This is a genomic window from Kibdelosporangium philippinense, from assembly GCF_021390435.2.
Lineage (GTDB): Bacteria > Actinomycetota > Actinomycetes > Mycobacteriales > Pseudonocardiaceae > Kibdelosporangium > Kibdelosporangium philippinense.
The window spans coordinates 730,378-748,804 of sequence record NZ_JAJVCN010000001.1 but is presented as its reverse complement, the minus strand read 5'-3'; the positions used below and the strand labels follow the sequence as shown (position 1 = coordinate 748,804).

Here is an 18,427-nt window from a genome sequence, read left to right as displayed (position 1 = left end):
GTGATGCGGAGGTCATGCTGGAGTTCGTCCAGGACGACTCCGTTGACGCCGTGCTGCGTGACGCCGAGACCCTGCGTCAGTTCGCGGCCGCGTCGTAGGAGCACATCGGCTTGCCGGTGAGGTCGTCCAGCCACACCCGGCCTTTCACGCCGAACACCGAGTGAAGCAGGTCGGCGTCGACGACTTCGCCGGCGGGCCCTTGTGTGTGCACGACTCCGTCTCGCAACGCGACGATCCGGTCCGCGTACTTCGCGGCTTGGCTGAGGTCGTGCAGGACTGTGACCACAGTCAGGCCACGTTCTCGCTGCAGACGCCGTACCAACTCCAGCACTTCCAGTTGGTGCCGCACGTCAAGGTACGTCGTCGGCTCGTCAAGCAGCAGTACCGGCACGTCCTGCGCCAGCGCCAATGCCAGCCGCGCACGCTGCCTTTCCCCGCCGGACAACCGATCCACCTGCGCGTCAGCCAATTCGAGCACCGAAGCGTCGGCCATCGCCGTGCGTTCGGCGGCGTCCTGACCATTGCTCAGCATGCCCAGCGGTCCACGTGTGGCGTATCGTCCTTGCCGGACAAGCTGTTTGACCGTCATCGCGCCGACAGGAGGCATCGACTGCGAAAGAATCGCGACGCGGCGAGCAATTTCCCTACGAGACAAGGCGTTCAGTGGACCACCTGCGATGGTTACGCTCCCTTGCGCGGGTTCGAGCAAACCAGCCATCACGCGGAGCGCGGTCGATTTGCCACACCCGTTGCGGCCGACCAATGCCAGCCATTCGCCGTGGTGCACCGTGATCGAGACCTTGTCGAGCACGGTTTTCTCGCCGAAACGGACCGTGATGTCTGCCGCTTCGATCATCGGCTGCCTCCCACTGTCGCCGCTGACATCCGCTTCGCCACTTTGATCAGGACAATCGCACCTGCTATCGCCGTGATCGCCCCTGCTGGGAGATTCGCGTGCTGAGCCGCGATGTCCGCTGCCGCAACCGTTGCGGCGCCAATGATGGCCGACAGCGGCAGCGCGACACGTTGATCGCTGCCGACCAGAGCTCGTGCCGCGTGGGGCGCCAGCATGCCCACGAACACGAGTGCGCCGGTTGTCGCCGCGGCTGCCGAGGTTGTCAGCACCGAGAGCATCAGAACTGTGATCCGCCACGGGGTTACCGCGATACCAACGGCTTTGGCGTGATCGTCGTCTACCGACAGGACACTGAGGACGGCCGTCACCAAGAACGCGCCGCCAAATCCGATGGCTAGACACGGCCACAGTGCTCGCCAGTGTTCCCAGGTTCGACCGTTCAGGCTGCCGACGAGCCACTGGGTCATGGCGCCCGCGAGTTGGGGACGTGCGGTCAACAGGATGAGCGTCGCGCTCGCGAGCGTCGCTGACAGCAGTACACCAATCACCGCGAGCCTCAGCGGATCGGAGCCGCGCGTCGATGCCATTGCCCAGAGAATGCCGCCGCCGAGTAATCCGCCCAGCAGAGCCAGGAGCACCATTTCGGTGGACGTGGTGGCTCCGATGGTCGTGGCCACGACCGCGCCAAGGATCGCACCGGATCCGACGCCCGTGACTTCCGGTGATGCCAACGGATTGCGGAGCGTGGACTGCAGGATCATCCCCGCGACGCCCAAACACGCACCCGCGGCCAGTCCGACAACGACTCGTGGCGCCCGCAGCTCGACGATGATCCTGTTGTCCCCGAACAGCGCCGCCAGTGCTTCGGGCGCGGACATCGAGGACCCGGTCAGCAGCTGGACGAACGCGAGAACAACCGCGAGCGGAATCAGGATGACTATCCACCTCATGCGCGCACGCGCTTTCGTACCAGCAAAAGGACACCGACTCCAACACCGACCACCGCGGTCAGACCACCGACGGGAAGCTCCACCGGATACAGCACAGTCCGTGCGGCCAGATCCGCGGCAACGACGAGCAATGCGCCGAAGACCAGCGACCACCACACCCTGGCCGCGTCCATCAAACGGGCGAGTTGCGGTGCGAGGAACCCAATCCATCCGATGGGGCCGCAGAACCCCACGATCACCGCGATCAACAGGCTGGCGACGGTGAGCACCCGGACCCTGGCGCGTCCGGCATTCAATCCGGCGGACGCGGCCGTCTCGTCACCTAGTGCCAGAACCTTCAACGCAGGAAGGCAAAGCACAGCTAACGGCATGACGACAGCCAATGCGATTCCCGCAACCGTAACGTCATCCCAACTGATTCCCGACAAAGAGCCCAGCAGGTAACGGACCAGCACACCTTGGTCACGCGAATCCGTGAATGCCGCGGCCGCCAGCAACACAGCCTGTAACGCGGCGCTCACTGCCGCCCCGATCAGCAGCGTCGCTTCCGGCCCTACGGCGCCTTTGACGGCCACGAGCGTCAACGCCGCGCCGACGGCCGCCCCGAAAAGCGCCGGAACGAGCGGCGCGCCAGGCACGGTCAGCCCGGTGACAACGCAGATCGCCACCGCGGCCGAAGAACCACTCGACACACCAAGCAGTTCCGGCACAGCCAAGGGGTTTCGCAGCGATTCCTGCAGCATCAAACCGGCAACACCGAGCGCACCACCCGCCAGCAGGCCGAAGACGAGCCGCGGTGAGCGCAACTCGGCGACAATGACGTACTCGACGCCCGACGCTACGAAGAGACGGTTGATCCCGACAAACGGCGTGCCCAGCATGAGCGAGCCGAGGACGAGCAGGAGGAAGGCGACGAGTACGGTCCCTCGGATCAACTCGCCGCGACCTTGGCAACGGCTTCGTCGATGACCGCGCTCAGACTGCGTGTCCCACGGCCAGAGCCCCACAGTTTCGTATGCGTTTCGTAGACGTGTCCCTGTTGGACGGCCGGAATCCGCTTCCAGATCGGATTGTCGGCCAGCTGCGCGCTCAATGTGCGGTCATTGCTGGAAAACAGCAGGGAGTACACGAACACGACATCCGGCTGCTTGGCGAGGAGTTCCTCGACGCTGTAGGTGCTTGCCGTCGTGGCGTCCGTGCCTTTGGCTGGGAAGGGATACGTGAACAGCAGGCCAAGCAGGTTGCCCTTGAGCGAGGCGCTGGTGTCGACGCCGATCGAGTCGACACTGCCGTACATCAGCAGCGCCTTCCGCTGTGCTTGGCCGTTCTGGTGCGTGGTGGCCACGGCAGACGCGAGTTTGTCCCGGAAACGTTGCTCGGCGTTGGTCGCCGCATCGGTCCTGTTGGTCAACGCCCCGATGGCACGCAAGGATTCGACCGACTCCTGCCACTTCGTCGGTTCGACCAGCCACAAGGGCGCGAACTTCTCGATCGCCGGGCGGAGTCCGTCGTGCACACCCGGCAGGCCGATCACCAGGTCCGGCCTGAGGGCGGCGACACTCTCGACATCCTCGGACCCGAACGTCCCCTTGACCACTGGTACGGCCGTGCCACGCTCGCCGAGCAGTGCCGGGTGGCCAAGCAGGGTCGGGTTGCTGGTCCCAGCCGGAACAATTCCCAGCTCAGTGAGGACGTCGTCGCACAACCCATTGAGGCAGACGATGCGTTCGGGCGCTTGGGGCAAGGTCAACGTACTGCCTGCGGCCGTGACCGTGAGGCTTGGCCGCAATGGCTGGACCGTCCGGTCGATCGTCGTTTGCTGTGCGGTGGCCGGACCGCCTTCGGCCACTGGGGTCGAGCAACCCACGACCAGCACACCCATGGCTAACAGGGCCACTCGCTTCACGATCGGTTCCTCACGCTAGTTGGAAACGATCGTCATTATCGTATTCATGAAGCCGTTGCGTCAACCCAGCAGTGAGTCGTGGTCTCACGGTCAGCCGTTCGATGTTGGCCGTGGTTCTGAACGTGTGGCGATCAGACGAGCCACACTCGCGTCAGTGTCCTGAGCGATCCGTATGAGCATTTCGTGCGTCCGATCGGAAGGAGCCTTCGGCCTCGTATCATCAAGGTGGCCGTCCAGAGCCCTTTTCCATACGGGGAGCGAGTTCGGCGAAGGTCACCAAGCGGAGGTCGTGTGCGAGCGCCGCCCAGTCCTGGGCGGGTGCGCGTTTCTGGTCGGTGATCTGAACACGCACTCCCGCTACCTGCACCCCGCCATCGTCGAACTGGCCGAACGGATCCTGGCCACCATGCCGTCCTCATTGGACACGTGTCTGTTCACCACCTCCGGCATCGAAGCCAACGAGCTCGCCTGGCGGATGGCGACCGAGTACATCGGCGGCTCCGGTGCGATCATCGCCGAGCACGCGTACGACGGCTCGCCTAAATGGATGGCGGACTTGAGCTCCAATGAATGGTTGCCAAGCCATAAACCGAACCGCGTCGGCACTTTCCAGGCAGGCCGATCCGCCACGGTTCGCACTTTTCGCGGACCAGTTGCGCGCCGAGGGCCACCGCCCGGCGCTTGTCCTCGTTGACTCGCAGTTCACCTCCGAAGGCATCCTCGACGTGCCCGCCGCGTTCCCGGCCGGAATCGTCGCGGAGGCCCATCGTGCCGGTGCGCTGTACCTGGCAGATGAGGTGCAGTCCGGGTACGGCCGCAGCGGCCTGCAACTCTGGCGGTTCCTGCTCGCCGGGATCACGCCGGATTTCGTCACGCTCGGCAAACCGATGGGTGCCGGATATTCGATCACCCGGCGCGAGATCGCCGACGTACTGGCCTCCCGCTACGAGTACGTCTCGACATTCGCCGCAACTCCGGCAGCCGCCGCGGCCGGTCACTCCGTTCTGGACATCCTTGAGCTGACCGGATTGCCCGCTATGGCGGTCAACGTCGGTGACTATCTTCGCCAGCGGCTCAGCCAAGTCGCGGCCGAATCGCCACTGCTGGTTCGGTACGTGGCACCGGCTTGCTCGCTGGCGTCGATGTTCTTGGCGATCGGGTGACGACCAGGAAGCTGCTGGGCAAGTCGGCAGCACAGGGCATCCCGTCGGCGCGACCGGTCCACACGGAAACGTGCTGAAGGTCCGGCCGCCACTCGTGTGGAACACTGGATACGTTGACGAGTTCATCACCGGACTTGTCCGAGTCCTGATCGGACCCTGTCAGCGAATCGGTCAAAACGCGGTCAGCCAGTAAGTTTAGAATGGATTCTTCTCGATCGGGTGTAGGGCGAAATTATGCCACGCGCCGCCGATAACCGGATGCTTGAATATGGCGTTCATTCTTTTCAACCGACACGGTGCAAGGAGCCATCCATGGCACGCTCCCGCGCAGTCCGGGCCGCCGCCACACTCGTTATACCGCTGGTACTGCTATTCGTGCCTGGGCACGCGACGGCCGCGCCGCAATCATCGGACCAAGACGCCGGCAGGATCATCACCGGGCTGAGGCACACCGACTATCGGTTCGACGGCCGCAGGATCGAGGTGCCGAATGCCGCCGAGGCGTCCCGCAGCGACGAACCCGCCCGCATCCCACCGGCGGCTACCCCGGCGGTCGGCACGGTCCGCCAGTGGCTCGGCCTCGACGACACCAAGCAGAACGTCTACCGCAAGGACTACACGTTGCGCGGGGTCGGCAAGAAGATCGAGGTCTGGGTGGCCAACGACCGCGCCTTCCCCGCCGGTGACTGCCGCAACCAGATCCCTGGCAGCACCGACATCACCGACGCTCAGGTGAACGAGCTCATCTCCGAGTTCGACAACAACATGTATCCCAAGGAAACCGCGACCTTCTCCACGCCGAAGGACCGCGATGGTACACATGCGACATACGAGCCGGATGCCAACGGCAACGGCGGCGTCTACACCGGTGACGGGGACAAGACCGTTGCCCTGCTCGACAACGTCCGGGACGCCAACTACTACAACTTCCCGGCCGAGCGAACCTACCTTGGCGGGTTCTACATGCCTGCGTTCAACCAGGAGTTCGACCGCAACGTGATGACCATCGACGTGTTCGACTGGCAGCACCGCACGACGGCCACACCGCCGAACGAGCCGACCGACGACCCGTGTACCAGCCGGCCCGCGCGCCCGTTCAGCTACGAGAGCACGTTCGCCCACGAGTGGCAGCACCTGCTATTGGACTACATCGACGGGACCTCCGAGGACACGTGGCTCAACGAGGGCATGTCCGACTTCGCCCAGACACTGACGGGATATGTCGACAGTAAGGCGACGGTCGACGACCAGGCGCAGGACGGCCATCTGACCTGCTTCCAGGGCTTCGCGACGGTGAAAACCGACGCCAACCCGAACCCGCGTGAGTGTGGCGGCCCGGAGAACTCGCTGAACCTCTGGGAAGGCGGGCGGAATGCGAGCGTCCTCGCCGATTACGGCAACGCCTACCAGTTCATGCTGTACCTCTACGACCACTACGGCGCCGATATCATTTCCCGCCTGCACCGCGATGCCGAGCACCACGGCCTGGACAGCGTTGCGACCCAACTGAAAGCCGTCGGCGAGAACGACCTCGCCAAAGTGCTGCACAACTACCAGACCTCCGTCCTGGTCGACCGGTTCGTCGAGAACGGCAAAATGTTCGGCGCGGACGGCAAGAAAGTCACTTCAGCCAGCGTCCGGTCCACAGTGAACCTCGCCAACCCCGCCGCCAACGCCACCCCCGGCGCGGCCCCGAACGGCGCGGACTACGTCCAGCTACAGGGTCCCGGCGGCACCGTCCTCAAGGGACGCGACCTCACCTCGCTGACCTTCGAAGGCGCGAAAGTGCTGCCATCGCTCCCACTCACGTGGACAGTCGTGAGCAACGACCCGGACCGCGCAGACAATCCCGTGTTGTTCTCCGGCAACGAAGGCAACCTCAACTCCGCCGCGATCACCCCCGTTACGGTGCCGACGACCGATCCCACCCTGCGCTTCCTCGCGAAGTACGGCGCCGAAGAGGGCTACGACTACGCGTACGTGACCGTGTCCACCGACGGCGGCGCGACCTACAAACCGATCGCGGGAGACAAGACCGTCGACGGGCCGCTCGGTCCTGGCCTGACCGGCAAAACCACCGGGTTCGAAGCACGTAGTTACGACCTCTCAGCATATGCCGGCCAGAACGTGCTGCTGGGACTGCAGTACGTCTCCGACCCCGGCGTGAACGAAGGCGGACTGCTTGTCGACGATGTCACCATCGGCGGCACGACAATCAGCGACGGCTCGAACGTGACACCGTTCAAATCGCCGACCCAGATCAAACAGACGCCGGTGAACAACTGGAACCTGCGACTCGTCGGACTCGACGAGCAGAAGAACACCGCGCTGCAAAAGGAGTTCAACGGCACATCCTCGGTCCAGATCAACCGGTACCAACTGGCGCAGTTCTCCGCATTCCCGAAGGTAGTCGCCATCGTGACCTACGACGAACCGACCGGGAAGCTCAGCCAGTACGCGCCGTACCAGTTGACCGCGAACGGAGTCGTCCAACCAGGGGGCTGAAATAGGCTCTGTCGTTGGACACCCGTCGCGACATCACCGCGAAGAGGTTCGGACGCGGTGATGTCGCGACGGTTTTTATTTCAGACTTGATCACCCTTGGCCGAGTTGGTCACGATACGCGGCACCCAACGCCCCGGAGTTTGAGGCCCAAGTGGAGGGTCAGCCAGTCGTCGCCGTTGTCCCACATCAGGGGCTCTGGCTCAGTTTTGTGGTCCGGTAACGCATTGCGTCGTGTGCCGCGGCAAGATCACGTCGGCTTAGAGGGTGTCTCACGTGGTTGATCATGGTCTGTCATGATCAACCACGTGGTTGATGATCTGTCGCGGCGGTTGGTGCCGGACGAGTTGTGGGCGTTGGCGCAGCCGTTGATTCCGGGGTTTGATCCACGTCCGCAGGGTGGCGGGACGGCACCGGTGGACGACCGTGCGGTGTTCACCGCGATCGTGTTCGTGTTGACCAGCGGTTGTGCCTGGCGATACCTGCCGCCATCGTTCGGGGTCACCGTCCCCACGGCGCATCGCCGGTTCACCGACTGGACCAAGGCCGGTCTGTGGCGTCGGTTGCATCGCGTGGTGCTGGATGAGTTGGGCAGCCAAGGCCTGATCGACTGGTCGCGTGCGGTGCTGGATGGAGCATCCGTCCGGGCCAAAAAGGGGGACCCATGACCGGGCCGAACCCGGTCGACCGTGGCAAAGCCGGTTCGAAGATCCACGTGCTGTCCGACCGTGCCGGAATCCCGTTGTCGGTGGCGGTGTCCGCCGCGAACACCAACGACTCTTACGCTCTCAAGCCTCTGGTCATGGCCATCCCCGCGATCAAGTCCCGACGCGGCCCTCGCCGCCGCAAACCGGCCAAGCTCCACGGCGACAAGGCCTATGACCAGATCGACTTGCGGCACTGGGTGCGTGAGCAGGGCATCGCCGTACGCATCGCGCGCAAAGGGATCGAATCGAGCACCAAGTTGGGCAAACACCGTTGGGTGATCGAACGATCCATCGCCTGGCTGTTCGGCTACCACCGGCTCAGCATCCGATACGAACGCTACGCCAACCACTTCTGCGCCTTCCTCACCCTCGCCGCCACACTCACCTGCTACAAGAAACTCCGAAAAGCAACCACGTGAGACACGCTCTTAGCAGCGTGATCGACATCGTTCGGGTCGTGTGTTCTGAGCTGGATTCGTGCGCGGGGACGTTGTTGCTGGGCTTGGTCGATGTGGTGGTGACTGCTCTTCAGATCGTGCCTGTGGAGCTACGTGCGACCATCCGGTGTGACACGGCAATGCCAGGAACTTAACCAAGCCCGTGGACTGGCGCTTTCGAGCATCCCAAGGTCCATTAAGGACAGAAATTCACCTCGTCAGTCACACCTGTAACACCAGCCCCACCCGCGACGGAACCTGATGCCGCGAAGGCCACCTTGACTGCACTCAACGCAGCAAACTCGGCCCTCATACCCCTCAACGCGACGCAACCGCCCTGCGCCCTCGCCACGGCACCCAGTCCCAGCAGCAACCCACCCGCACCCGCCACAAATCTCCGCAGGTCAACGGCTCGCGCACGCCCCAAACACCGACCAAACCCCGAACCCTAAGTTTCTGGCATTGGTGTGACACGGCGGTATGGCCGGTGGTCGGAGCGGCTGCGCTCGACGTTGGAGAAGATTGGCCGGGCGCGCGGGCGCCAACCGGAAAGTCAGAACGCTGAAACAAGCCCTTGAGAAGCTCTTCCCGACACCGACTGCCGCCAATCCGCATTCGCTGTCAGGCGGTGCCCCCGGTCGTTTGGTGCGCGGTGTTCGTTGGTGGACCGAACCGGTAGGGGCGTACCCGATAGGTCGCTTTCCGCTCATCATCGGTGGGGATCATGCCGAAGGAATTCACGTTCACGTCGACGCTGGTCGCGACAGTGAAGTCCGGCGCGCCGTCTGGCTTGACCTCCAGCAGGAAACCTTCCTCGTCGCTCGTGTTGTCCGTCCACTTGAACGCGAGCCCGTTGGTCTGCACCACGGTGGCGGTGAAGTCGGTGGGTGCGTTGCCCGGGTCGCGCACAGATCCCTGCCGCACCGGCCCGCCGGGAAGGGTGGTTGCCCGCATCCATTCCTCGTCGCCCTGCGGTTCTGTGCCGGACGCGCCCGGCGGCAGCGCGGTGTCCACTGTGGATGACGCGGGGCCGTGGAACGTCCGGATCCGGTAGTAGAACGGCGTTTGCGGAATCAGGTCCGGGTGCCGGAACGTCGTGCTGGTCGGTGGCAGATACGCAAGTATCGTGTACTGGCCGTTTTCCTCGTTCGAATACTCAACGACCTGCCCGCTGGCCGCCGGATCCGTGATCGTCCACACCAGATCGATATCCGTCGGCGAGGCCAGAGTGGCCCGCAGCGTCGCGGCGTTCTTGACGTCGGCAACTGGGGCATCGCCCGTGGGACCGGCCGAGCATCCGGCCAGTACCACGAGCGAAACCAAACCAATCCAGCGGATCATGGCTATGAGTACCGGACGTTGGAGAACACGACGGTGGTCGGACCCCGGCCGCTGTCCGTGGCGTACGCACCGTGCTTGTGGTAATAGCTGCCCTGCGGGCCGTTCAGGCGGTGCAACTCCGAGCCGTTGATGTACGTGACGTGGGCGCCACCAACCCGGTGCACGGTCTTGACCTGGAATCCACCCCGCAGGTCGACTGACCTGCGCTTGCTCGAATCGTGGACCACGTAGACCTGGCCGCCGCCAGCTGCGAGCATGAACCATGCGTCGCCGCGGAAGGTCTGCACGAGGCTGATTCCGCTGCCGCCGTTGACCGAGACACGGGCTTCGAACGTGTGCGTGCCGCTGCTGTAGTTGGGATAGCGCAACTCGGCGCGATCGTCACCGGCACTACCAAGCCGATTGCAGGTCAACTTGAACGTATTGCCCGAGATGGAACCGCAGCCACGCGTCTGCTTGTCTTGTGCCGACGCGGCAGGGGCCAGTACCAGGCTGCCCGCGACAACGAGTGCGGCAAGGACCGGAATCTTTTTCGCCAAAGCATCTCCTCAAGGAGCGGAGCTCCCGGACACTGCGGGAACCCGATTTCACATTCGAGCCCAACTGGGCGCCACTGTCAGAAACTCATGTCAGCAGACAGAGAACGGCCGACTTGTGCGTTGTGCACCGTGCGTTCCCGGGGAGCGACATGGCGGATTCTGGTGGACGATTGTGAAGGTGTCCATGACTACCGCGCACGTGACATTTTCGTGCCACCGGCAGATCGGCGCCCGCGACTTCGATCGCACTGGTCAGTCCGGTATCGGAGGGCGCAATCAGGTAAAAGGATGTGCCCGAAACTCCCTGCCGCGATCGTGAAGCCTCTTTGGGCGTCGAAAAGACCCGGCAGCTCGCCGACGCGTTCTATGGTCTCGTCAAGCAGGTATTTCATGTATGAAAATCGAGACCTGAAGATTCTTCAAACTCAGCGACGCGCATTCGCCAGCCGGGGTGGCATCAAGATCTCGAGGCAAATGCCCCGAGGGCGGCATCGTGAAAGCCCTTCATGAATCGGTCGCCCACCGTGCGCGAGGGAACCATCGCCAGAAGCGCCGTTGAGTGGCCTTGTCGCCGACGCCTGGGGCATTATCCCGGAACACGCAGCCAGGCCAGGTCAGCCCGGGAATCAGCAAGGCAGTCGAATCGAGCCCCAGCCTTCGGGGCTGAGTTCGACTTCGCGGGTGCCGGTGGTGCAGGCGGAGTTGGTTTCGCTGGTCCAGGAGGGGCCGGATAGGCGGTATGGGTCGGCGGGGAACGTGACAAGTGCTGAGACGACAAGGACTGTTGCTAGCACGATTGCGTGGATCCGTTGCAGCGCGGGCGCGGCGAGGCATGCGGCCCAGATCAGGATGACGAATCCGCAGGCGATGTATCGCGGTTGTGGTGATCCATTGAGGACGGTCGGGACTGCGACGAACAAGGCTGATGTTACGACGAACGCGGCCGCGCGTGCGTCCTTTCGTGCTCCGATGAACCATGCCGACAAGATGACGGCGATGAGAATGGCGCCTGCCACCAAGGGCGCCCATGGTGTGCTGCTTGCCTGCTTGAGGATGTCGAAGACCATGCCTACGTAGGCACCAGGGGAGCGGGGTGCTGGGTTGGCAACGGAGTGCATGCCGATCAGCCGGACAATTGCTTGGTACGCCAGGCCTGCGGCTAAGGCGGCAGCGACTGGGGTGCGCCATGCTGTGCGGCCGTGGATGATGAGGAGAGCTGGCAGTAGGAGGATTGACAGTGGGCTGGTGGTCGCGGCCGCGGCGGCGATGAGAATGGCAGCGACGTGGGTTCGGTGGGGATCGACGATTGCCCATAGGGCTGCGGGCATCAGGAACCATTGCAGGTTGGCCAAGTTGCCGAGTGCCTCGGCCCGGTAGGCCGGTGTGAGCACCAGGGCTATGGCGGCAATGAAGGCCCAGACCGAGCTGGACGTGACACGCTTCGCGGCGGTGAAGACGTACCACGCGAGCAGGCCGACCACGATGGATGAGGCCAGCACGGTGAATAAGGCGTAGTACCCCAACGGCAGCCATGAGCCGATGAGCGCGAGCAGTCGGGGGACGAGGTGGCCGTATCCGCTGTATTCAGCGACCACTGAGCCAAGACCGTAGGCGCGGGTGTCTGAGAGGAACACTGCGCCGTCTTCGGCCCAGACGCGGTCGAATCCGTCGCCGGAGACTAGGAGTCTGGCTACGGCGCAGACAACCGCTGCGAATCCGACTGCGGCGCCGGTCATTCGCGTGGTGCTGGTCGTGTATGTGGTCACTGGGTTTTCCTGTCGGTCATGAGCAGAGCTGTGCCCATGGCGGGATTTTGTTGCCGCCAATGCTTGGGCGATCTTTCGTGTGCCTTTGGTCAACAGAGTTGGTTGGCTGGGGCACATTACTTGCAGCTAACGGGGTTAAGCAGCTGTTTGGCGGTTCAATCGGCCAATGATCGCCGCTGCCTGCCCGAACGGGCGTACATCTGGTCGGCTGAACAGCCCTGTGTGGAGCGTGACGCGGTCGACAGAGTTGTTGGTTACCTACGTGGTCTAGACCGGTCGGTCGTGGACCTGCTCGCGGTCGTAGGACTCACGTACGAGGCTTGCCGGTCGGGCGGCGGTGCAGCAGATCGAAACGGGTCCACATCGCTTCCGCGGCCTCGATCGACTCGTTCGTCCGCTCCGGGTCGACAGCTGCCAGTTGCGCGACGATTGCCTGGACGAGCGCCATGCCCGCGGTCAGTGACGGGAAGAACGTCACGCCCTCCGTGGGCACCATCAGCACGTGCTCGGCCGCGTCCGCCAGCGCGGGGCTGGCCGCGTCGGTGATGGCGAAGACGCGAGCGCCGCGGCGTTTCGCTTCATCCGCTGCTAGGACCGTGCTCTCGTACAGGCGCCAGAAGCTGATCGCTACCAGTACGTCGTCTGAGGTCAGTTTTGCCGTCTGGTTCGCGAGTTCCGCGTCGCCTGTCTGTACCGCGTGGACGTCGTAGCCTGCGAGGCGTGCGTTGTGCGCGAAGGCGATGCCGACCGCCGCGTAACTGCCGTCCGCGATCACGAGTGTTCGGCGGGCTGCCGCGATCGCTTGGGCGACGTCGCTGATGACTTTCTCGTCGAACCGCCGGTTCAGGATGGCCAGGCTGTCGAGGTCTCGGCGTATCGACGCTGCCCCCGGCGAGCCGACGCCGCGATGTTCCTCCGCGACCTGTGGCGCGCTCAGCGATGACATGTACCTGGCCCGCAGCTCTTGTTGCAACGCTGGCCAGCCCGCGAAGCCGAGTGCTTGCGCCGTGCGGGTCACGGTCGCGACGTTGACACCGGCGAGCTGCGCCAGTTCGGCCGTTGAGCCGAACGAGGCCCGCCTTGGCTGGGAGACAAGCACTTCCAGCACCGCGGCCGACTTCGGTCGCAAACCGCGCTCGGGCAGCCGGTCTCGCAGCCAGTCCTCGAAACCGTCGTCCACCCGCGTGCCCTCCTTGCGCTCACGGAACCTTAACCCAGGAACGCGGCTTTGCAATGAATGTTGCAAAAGTAAGAAAGTGCAGTATATGTTGTCGGTCTCTGCTCGGAGGACACCTGCACGAAAGCGAGTGCACTAGTGACCCTGCTTGCGCGACTTGACCGGCTCCCGCTGAGCCGGCCCCACTACAAACTGCTGCTCATCGGCGGGCTCGGCTACACCTTCGATGGCATGGACTCAGCCGTCGTCGCCTTCCTGCTGCCCAGCGTCAGGGCCGTGTGGCAGCTCGACAACGGCCAGCTCGGGTTGATCGGCTCGGCAACGCCGTTCGGCTTCCTGTTCGGCGCGATCGCCGCTGGCTTGCTCGGTGACCGCGTCGGCCGCAAGAAAGTCATGATGTACGCGCTGGCGTTCTACGCGGTGTTCTCCGTCGTCGCCGCCTTTTCGCCCAATTACGAGATCTTCCTTGGCGCCCGGGTGCTGGCCGGGGCTGGCGCTGGCGCGGAAAGTGCGATCATCGCGCCGTTCTTGGCCGAGTTCGTGCCAGCCAAGCGGCGCGGCTGGTTCGTTGGCGCGCTCGCCGGGTTTTTCTCCTTCGGGTTCGTCGGGGCCGCGTTGATTGGGCGGTTTGTCGTGCCGTCGTTCGACGAAGGCTGGCGGGTGGCACAGCTGATCACCGCGTTGCCGATCGTGATGCTGCTGTGGTGGCGGCGATCTCTGCCTGAGTCCCCGCGGTTTCTGCTCGCCCAGGGGCGTGGCGCTGAGGCCGAGAAGGTTGTCGCCAAGATCGAACGTGACGTCGAGAAGGCGACCGGCGCGGCCCTTCCGCCGGTGCCCGCCGCCGCGGCCGGGCCGACGACCGAGACGCCGAAGGTCAACCTCGTCAGCGCGCTGAAGTTCTTGTGGAGCAACGCTATGCGGCGCCGGACGGCGGTGATCTGGACCGTCTGGTTCGTCATCACGTTCTCGTACTACGGCTTCTTCTCGTGGATCCCGACGCTGCTCGTCGAACGTGGCATCACCGTGACGAAGAGCTTCGAGTTCTCGATCATCATCTATCTGGCGCAGGTGCCCGGATACTTCTCCGCCGCCTGGCTGTCCGAACGCCTCGACCGCAAGCACACCATCGCGCTTTACCTGGCAGGGTCGGCCGTGAGCGCGTTCTGGCTGAGCCAGACGAGCACGCCGTGGGCGATCACGCTTGCCGGGGCGGTGCTTTCGTTCTTCCTCAACGGCACCTACGCGGGCGTCTACTCCTACACGCCCGAGGTGTTCCCGACCTGGATCCGTGCCAGCGGCACCGGCTTGTCCAGCGCGTTTGGCAGGGTTGGCAGCATCCTCGCGCCGACGATCATCGGCCTGTTCGCCGCAAGCCTCGGGTTCGCGGGCGTGTTCGGTATGACGACAGCCGTGCTCACGGCCGGGGTGCTGTGCGTGCTCGTATTCGGCCTGTCCACCGCGGGCCGTTCGCTGGAAGAACTGACCGAACAGGGCGAGCCGGTGGCCGTCGCGAAGGAGATGACCAAGTGAGTTTGTCCATTGTGGAGGAAAGGGTCTTGCAGAAGGTGGAACTGTGAACGGATCGCTTGTGCTGCGCAACGCTCGGCTGCTCGACCCGCTGTCGGGGGAGTACACCGAGGGCGACCTGCGGTGCGTCGACGGCCGCATAGCTGAAGTGGGCCCAGGATTGAGGGCGGCTGACGTGCCGACGCTCGACGTGCGGGGCGCGGTCGTGTTGCCCGGGTTGGTTGACGCGCACGTCCACGTCACCGCGTTGACGGCGGATCTGGGGTCGCTGCCCTCGTCGTCACCGTCCTATGTGGCCGCGCATGCCGCCCGCACGATGAGCCGGATGCTCGACCGCGGGTTCACGACGGTCCGTGACGCGTCGGGCGCCGACTTCGGCCTCGCCGATGCACAGGCGGAAGGGCTCTTTCGCGGGCCGCGGTTGCTGTTCTGCGGACGGGCACTGAGCCAGACCGGCGGCCACGGCGACAGTCGCACCCGCGGCGCGTACGCGAAGGAAGATCACCCGTGCTGCGCGGGCCTTGGGCGGGTTGCCGACGGCGTGGACGCCGTTCGGACCGCCGCGCGTGACGAGCTGCGTAAGGGCGCGCACCACATCAAGGTGATGGCGTCCGGCGGCGTCGCGTCCCCGACCGACCGCATCGACTCGACGCAGTACTCGGCCGAGGAGCTGAGCGCGATCGTCGAGGAAGCGTCGGCTGCGAACCGGTACGTCGCCGCGCACGCGTACACCGCGCGTGCCGTGAACCGGGCGCTAGAACTCGGTGTCCGCTCGATCGAGCACGGGAACCTGCTCGACGACACCAGCATTCCTCTGTTCGTCGAGCACGAGGCGTTTTTGGTTCCGACCCTGGTGACGTACTGGGCGCTGAAAGAGGAAGGCCGCGAGCATGGGTTGCCGGAGTCGAGCTGGCGCAAGGTCGACGAGGTTCTGAACGCGGGCTTGGCCGCGCTGGAGCGCGCGGCCCGCGGCGGCGTGAAGCTGGTTTACGGCACGGACCTGCTCGCAGGCATGCACCGTCACCAGAACCACGAGTTCCGCCTGCGCGGCGAGGTTCAGCCGCCCCTGGAGGTCATCCGCTCGGCGACGTCGACGGCCGCCGAGCTGCTGAACATGACGGGCCAGATCGGCACGCTGGCCGTGGGCGCGCACGCCGACCTTCTTGTGGTGGACGGCGATCCGCTGGCCGACCTCGAAGTGCTGGCCGAGCCCAAACACTTCCGCCACGTCATCCAAGGCGGGATCAGCCGGGGTCCAGGATCCGTTTGAGGAAACGCTGGGTGCGCTCCTCCTGCGGGTCGCCGATCACCTGAGCGCTCGTGCCGTACTCCACGATCACTCCGCTGTCCAGGAAAAGCACCTGGTCGGCGACTTGCTCGGCGAAGCGGATCTCGTGGGTGACGATCACCATCGTCCAGCCCGTCGCGGCCAGGTCCTTGATCACGGCAAGGACTTCGCCGACCAGTTCGGGGTCCAGCGCGGACGTCGGCTCGTCGAACAGCACCACACGCGGCTTGAGCGCCAGCGCCCGCGCGATCCCGACACGCTGCTGCTGCCCGCCCGACAGCTGCGACGGGTAGGCGTCGACCCGGTCGCCGAGTCCTACCTGGTCAAGCAGGACTTTCGCGTCGGCGACGGCTTCCTCTCGTGGACGCCCTTGTGCGACCACCGGACCCTCGATGATGTTCTCCAACACCGTGCGGTGCGGGAACAGGTTGTGGGTCTGGAACACCATTCCGCTCTGTGCACGCAGCCGAGCGCCTTCCTTGCGGCCGGCTTTGCCCGGTGGCAGCTTGGCGAAGTCGACTTCGACGTCGTCGATCCTGACGACGCCGCAGTCCGGGGTCTCCAGGACGTTGAGCGAGCGCAGCACGGTCGTCTTGCCCGACCCGGACGGCCCGATCAGGACGGTCGACGTCCCACGCCGGGACTCGAAGTCGATGCCGCGCAGGACCTGATGGTCGCCAAAGGATTTCGCCAGCCCGCGCACCTGGATACGGGTGGGCTCGGTGGTCTCAGTCATGCGATCACGTACCTGCTCAGTCTGGTCTCCAGTCGTTTCTGCGCGGCGGAGAGCCCGACGCAGATCACCCAGTAATACAGCCCCGCGAAGGCGTACAGGGCAAGGAACTCGTTGCTTTCGGCCGCCGCCAGCTGCGATTCACGGAAGAGCTCGGTCAACAGCACCACTGATCCCAGTGACGTGTCCTTCAGCAGCGACAGAAGCGTGTTGGACAACGGCGGCACCGCGGTTCTCGCTGCCTGCGGCAAAATGATCCGGCGCAGCGTGCGTGCGTAGTCGAGGCCGATCGTGGCCGCCGCCTCGAACTGGCCTCTCGGCACCGCCAGGATCGCCGACCGGACGACCTCAGCCGCGTAACCAGCCACATTGAGGCTGAACGCGATCACGGCCGCGGTGAACGGCGGGAACTTCAGCCCGATTTGCGGCAGCCCGTAGAACACGATGAACAGCTGCAACAGCAGCGGAGTGCCACGGATGATCGAGATGAACGCGCGAGCCAGGCCAGCGAGAACCTTGTAACTGGAAATCCGGGCGAGGGCGACGAACAACGCGAGCACGAGCCCGATCGCGAAACTCAGCGCCGTCAGCGGGATCGTCACCTTGACCAAGCCGATGAACATCGGCCACGCCGTGTTGCCAACCACCTCCCAGATGCTGCGTTGGCCGCGTCCGCCGGAGAGATCCGCGCTTCCGCCGTCGGGCACTGAGACGTCCGCCTTGAAGTACTTCTCCGAGATGCCGCGCAGCGTCCCGTCGGCCTTGAGGTCGGCGATCGCCTGGTTTGCCTGGGCGAGCAGCGACTCGTCGGTCTTACGGAAGGCAAGCGCCTGGTCGCTGGTCTCGTTCCCGGCGTTTCCGGCGATCTCGACATCCTTGGAGCCGGTCGTCGCCAGGTAGTCGAGCACGGCGATGTTGTCGTTGACGATCGCGTCGACCCTGCCTTGCGAGAGCAACGCGGCGGCCTGCGCGAATCCCTCGACCGCCTCGACGTTCGCACCGGCGTCGCGCGCGACCTTCGCCCAGGTACTCGTGGTCGACTGTGCCGTTGTCTTGCCCTTGATGTCGGCGAGCGTCTTGATGCTCTCGTCGCCCGTGCGCCGGACGATCACGCCGTGGGAGTAGGTGTAGGTCGTCGATATGCCGTATTTGGCTTTGCGCTCGTCGTTGACGGTGACCTGGTTGGCGATCAGGTCGATCCGGCCGGAATCCAGCGCGGGGAAGATCGCGTCCCACTGCGTCTCGACGAACTCGATCCGCCACCCGGCCTTGGCGGCGATCGCCTTGATCACCTCGATGTCGTACCCGGTGAGCTCCTGCGTCCGCGGATCGTGGAACGAGAACGGCGGATACGTCCCCTCGGTACCGACCCGCACCACGGGCTGTGCCTCGTTGTTTTGGGCCGACGCTGCCCCTGTTGGCATGGCGATCACCAGCAACAGGAACACCACCACGCCCCTGAGCACCTGCCGCATCGGCGACTCCCCTCGAATTCGACCAGACGCCGGAAACCGTGCAAGGAGACTAGTGATCCA

At 64.6% G+C, this 18,427-nt stretch carries 16 protein-coding genes; 6 read left to right on the top strand and 10 right to left on the bottom strand.

What is annotated here, in order from left to right; all coding sequences use genetic code 11:
- Positions 1–76 precede the first annotated feature (76 nt).
- Genes LWC34_RS03590 through LWC34_RS03575 form a run of 4 tightly spaced genes read right to left on the bottom strand, consistent with a single transcriptional unit; the run spans position 77 to position 3,712 of the window.
- Positions 77–856, bottom strand: a complete 780-nt coding sequence (locus tag LWC34_RS03590; RefSeq protein ID WP_233722971.1) for an ABC transporter ATP-binding protein — start codon at positions 854–856, stop codon at positions 77–79.
- Positions 853–1,806 (bottom strand): FecCD family ABC transporter permease, encoded by a 954-nt coding sequence (locus LWC34_RS03585; protein WP_233722970.1) that lies wholly within the window; start codon positions 1,804–1,806, stop codon positions 853–855. Before LWC34_RS03585 ends, LWC34_RS03590 begins: the two co-directional genes overlap by 4 nt.
- Positions 1,803–2,741: a FecCD family ABC transporter permease gene (locus LWC34_RS03580; protein ID WP_233722969.1), complete on the bottom strand. Its 939-nt coding sequence runs from the start codon at positions 2,739–2,741 to the stop codon at positions 1,803–1,805. Before LWC34_RS03580 ends, LWC34_RS03585 begins: the two co-directional genes overlap by 4 nt.
- Positions 2,738–3,712: an ABC transporter substrate-binding protein gene (locus tag LWC34_RS03575; protein WP_233722968.1), complete on the bottom strand. Its 975-nt coding sequence runs from the start codon at positions 3,710–3,712 to the stop codon at positions 2,738–2,740. Before LWC34_RS03575 ends, LWC34_RS03580 begins: the two co-directional genes overlap by 4 nt.
- Positions 3,713–4,001: 289 nt before the next feature.
- On the opposite strand from LWC34_RS03575, the gene LWC34_RS03570 reads away from it, so the two are divergent.
- The 4 genes from LWC34_RS03570 to LWC34_RS03555 all read left to right on the top strand — a co-directional run bounded on the left by LWC34_RS03570 (position 4,002) and on the right by LWC34_RS03555 (position 8,503).
- Positions 4,002–4,406 (top strand): hypothetical protein, encoded by a 405-nt coding sequence (locus tag LWC34_RS03570; RefSeq protein ID WP_233722967.1) that lies wholly within the window; start codon positions 4,002–4,004, stop codon positions 4,404–4,406.
- Positions 4,366–4,875 carry an aminotransferase class III-fold pyridoxal phosphate-dependent enzyme gene (locus tag LWC34_RS03565; protein WP_233722966.1) on the top strand — a complete coding sequence of 170 codons (510 nt, stop codon included), beginning with the start codon at positions 4,366–4,368 and terminating at the stop codon, positions 4,873–4,875. Before LWC34_RS03570 ends, LWC34_RS03565 begins: the two co-directional genes overlap by 41 nt.
- A gap of 312 nt (positions 4,876–5,187) precedes the next feature.
- Positions 5,188–7,380, top strand: coding sequence for an immune inhibitor A domain-containing protein (locus LWC34_RS03560; protein ID WP_233722965.1), 2,193 nt, complete (start codon positions 5,188–5,190; stop codon positions 7,378–7,380).
- Positions 7,381–7,673: 293 nt separating this feature from the next.
- A protein-coding gene (locus LWC34_RS03555) for an IS5 family transposase (RefSeq protein ID WP_233722964.1) occupies positions 7,674–8,503 on the top strand; the annotation gives its coding sequence in 2 pieces (ribosomal slippage) (positions 7,674–8,028 and positions 8,028–8,503; 831 coding nt in all).
- 639 nt (positions 8,504–9,142) lie between these two features.
- On the opposite strand, the gene LWC34_RS03550 is transcribed toward LWC34_RS03555, so the two are convergent.
- From LWC34_RS03550 to LWC34_RS03535, 4 genes are all read right to left on the bottom strand, one after another.
- On the bottom strand, positions 9,143–9,862 hold the full coding sequence (locus tag LWC34_RS03550) for a fibronectin type III domain-containing protein (protein ID WP_233722963.1): 720 nt from the start codon (positions 9,860–9,862) through the stop codon (positions 9,143–9,145).
- A 2-nt stretch (positions 9,863–9,864) separates the two neighbouring features.
- Positions 9,865–10,401: a hypothetical protein gene (locus LWC34_RS03545; protein ID WP_233722962.1), complete on the bottom strand. Its 537-nt coding sequence runs from the start codon at positions 10,399–10,401 to the stop codon at positions 9,865–9,867.
- Between the two features lie 626 nt (positions 10,402–11,027).
- Positions 11,028–12,167: a hypothetical protein gene (locus tag LWC34_RS03540; RefSeq protein ID WP_233722961.1), complete on the bottom strand. Its 1,140-nt coding sequence runs from the start codon at positions 12,165–12,167 to the stop codon at positions 11,028–11,030.
- Between the two features lie 307 nt (positions 12,168–12,474).
- The gene (locus tag LWC34_RS03535; RefSeq protein WP_233722960.1) at positions 12,475–13,347 is read right to left on the bottom strand and encodes a MurR/RpiR family transcriptional regulator; all 873 of its coding nucleotides are present in this window, start codon (positions 13,345–13,347) and stop codon (positions 12,475–12,477) included.
- Positions 13,348–13,482: 135 nt separating this feature from the next.
- On the opposite strand from LWC34_RS03535, the gene LWC34_RS03530 reads away from it, so the two are divergent.
- A complete protein-coding gene (locus LWC34_RS03530) occupies positions 13,483–14,874 on the top strand; it encodes an MFS transporter (RefSeq protein WP_233722959.1) in 1,392 nt (463 codons plus the stop codon).
- A gap of 43 nt (positions 14,875–14,917) precedes the next feature.
- On the top strand, positions 14,918–16,141 hold the full coding sequence (locus tag LWC34_RS03525; RefSeq protein ID WP_233722958.1) for a metal-dependent hydrolase family protein: 1,224 nt from the start codon (positions 14,918–14,920) through the stop codon (positions 16,139–16,141).
- Here LWC34_RS03525 and LWC34_RS03520 read toward each other — a convergent pair.
- Both LWC34_RS03520 and LWC34_RS03515 read right to left on the bottom strand, forming a co-directional pair.
- A complete protein-coding gene (locus LWC34_RS03520; RefSeq protein ID WP_233722957.1) occupies positions 16,116–16,895 on the bottom strand; it encodes an amino acid ABC transporter ATP-binding protein in 780 nt (259 codons plus the stop codon). The genes LWC34_RS03525 and LWC34_RS03520 overlap by 26 nt on opposite strands.
- The gene (locus LWC34_RS03515; protein ID WP_233722956.1) at positions 16,892–18,367 is read right to left on the bottom strand and encodes an ABC transporter substrate-binding protein/permease; all 1,476 of its coding nucleotides are present in this window, start codon (positions 18,365–18,367) and stop codon (positions 16,892–16,894) included. The genes LWC34_RS03520 and LWC34_RS03515 overlap by 4 nt, the downstream gene beginning before the upstream one ends.
- Positions 18,368–18,427: the final 60 nt, after the last annotated feature.